Raw genomic sequence first — 1,815 nt, forward strand, 5'->3', positions numbered from 1 at the left:
TTGGGAACCGCCCTGTGCGGAGCCGCATGCAGGGTGGTGTGGGGGCTGGAGGCTAGATACCTCCGGCTACCCGATTACAACTTTTGGCACGATGACTACTTCAATTCGTATATAGCGGTAATGCGTTGGCCTACTTTGATAAATTCTGGAACGGCCATTACTAAATCCATGCCGTAGGCATCAGCTTTCATAGCTAAAGCATACGCTTGCGGGCTGTACTCCAAAGAAAAAGTTGCATAGGCCTGCCCAAAGTTCTCTTCGGTAGTAATTCCATAGACACTCTTTACCGTTCTAGACTGAGCCTTAGCAAGGACATCGGCTTTTTTCCTTGCTTTGAGGCTCAAATCAACAATCATTTTCTCTTTAAACTCTTCTTCCCGAGTAGTTTCAAAGAACGCATCTATATTTTGAACTCCATTCAACCGGATTAGCTGATTCATTATGCTCGGGTATTTTGTGAGATCAGTAATGCGTAAATTGAATCCCTGCTGAACTTCATAACCCAAGATATCTAAGTTGTATGCCCCATCTTTTCTTGCCCGCTTAGTGCTCTTGTCAATCTGTGTTGATTCGACATTTGAAATGGGAATTTCGTTATTTTTCAGGATTTCTAACATTTGAGCAGAGAACTTGGTCAATTGCTCCATCGCCGTTTCTGACGATTTATCATATGCCAGAAGACTGAAACGCACTTTAGCTAAATCAGGTTTAACTTCTTGCTCCAATTTTTCCGTGACAATCACGAACGGAAACTCCGGTACTGGATTTGCAGAAACTGATAAAGAAGCAATTAGAGCTAGTGCCAATACAACATATTTCATGCGCGATTCCTTTTTGAGTTGTAACGCCCTGCTAATAAGTGAACCATATGCTGGCTGGCGATTTGCTCAGCAAATGGCATGACAGTCTTGGTGAATCTGAATTTAGCTGCTTGTTAACTTACGTCACACTGAATCAATCACTGGCTTAACCACGATGCCACCAATAATAAACAGCATCAAAAAAGGAACTGCATGACATAAGATCAATGGGTGTTTTGCTACAGAGTCCCTAGTCGGGATGAAAAAGTAAGGGTCAGCTCTAAGCAAAGCCTTATATAGGGGCATAAGTATCGGCTTAATCCATGTATGAAAGTAATATCCACTTATGGCTACTATCTGTACTTCGACAAGTAAGAGAAATAAATCAATTCCAATAGCGTCAATAAACAAAACTAAAGACATTAGCTCAGGGTTAAGCAATAGCCCCCCCATGACTAAGATTGTTGCTATTTTCCAAGCCCACTTTTTGATATCCATTAATCCTCCATGATTAAGTAAGTTAACGCCGCAAACAAAGGCGCGCTTTAGCGCGTCCTTTTTGCTTTGCCTTGTTATGAGTGTTGTATAAAATAAAATGCATACATAAATGGTGTTGATATTAAACCTGCTATAACTGGTAATAACAATATAACCAGAACGTTTTGAAACCATTTTAGCCGAACAACATGCCTTACATAAAGGTATGAAAATATTAAGCTAAAGGGTATACCTAAATAAGGACCATAATCATAACTTACAAATAATAAGCCTAAAGGCAATAGCACCTGTAAAAAAGCTAAAGTAAATCCAAACATTATTGCACGGCGCAGTAGCTGTGCAGTTACTCCAACTCTCTTAAGTAAGACATACGATGGAGGTACAAAGCATGAAAAATAAGTTGTTAATACTAGAACAGAAGTTAAATCCATAATTACTCATAACGATTTAGTTCACGAGCCGAAGGTCTCGTGTAACGGCTTGTTCTTTACTTTCGGAGAGAGAGGGTTATCGCTAC

General features: G+C 40.1%; 3 protein-coding genes. All 3 read right to left on the reverse strand.

Annotated elements, in window-relative coordinates; all coding sequences use genetic code 11:
- Positions 1–95 precede the first annotated feature (95 nt).
- The 3 genes from Q4533_RS19540 to Q4533_RS19550 all read right to left on the reverse strand — a co-directional run bounded on the left by Q4533_RS19540 (position 96) and on the right by Q4533_RS19550 (position 1,729).
- Positions 96–821 carry an SIMPL domain-containing protein gene (locus Q4533_RS19540; RefSeq protein ID WP_303503903.1) on the reverse strand — a complete coding sequence of 242 codons (726 nt, stop codon included), beginning with the start codon at positions 819–821 and terminating at the stop codon, positions 96–98.
- A 123-nt stretch (positions 822–944) separates the two neighbouring features.
- On the reverse strand, positions 945–1,298 hold the full coding sequence (locus Q4533_RS19545; protein ID WP_303503906.1) for a hypothetical protein: 354 nt from the start codon (positions 1,296–1,298) through the stop codon (positions 945–947).
- A gap of 74 nt (positions 1,299–1,372) precedes the next feature.
- A complete protein-coding gene (locus Q4533_RS19550; RefSeq protein WP_133149364.1) occupies positions 1,373–1,729 on the reverse strand; it encodes a hypothetical protein in 357 nt (118 codons plus the stop codon).
- Between the last annotated feature and the right edge of the window lie 86 nt (positions 1,730–1,815).

It is taken from the genome of Shewanella sp. 6_MG-2023 (assembly GCF_030547195.1).
GTDB lineage: Bacteria > Pseudomonadota > Gammaproteobacteria > Enterobacterales > Shewanellaceae > Shewanella.

Bases quoted from the DNA above. Each gene is read 5' to 3' on its own strand.
- Q4533_RS19545 (WP_303503906.1), bottom strand. From the start codon at position 1,298: ATGGATATCAAAAAGTGGGCTTGGAAAATAGCAACAATCTTAGTCATG.
- Q4533_RS19550 (WP_133149364.1), bottom strand. From the start codon at position 1,729: ATGGATTTAACTTCTGTTCTAGTATTAACAACTTATTTTTCATGCTTT.
- Q4533_RS19540 (WP_303503903.1), bottom strand. From the start codon at position 821: ATGAAATATGTTGTATTGGCACTAGCTCTAATTGCTTCTTTATCAGTT.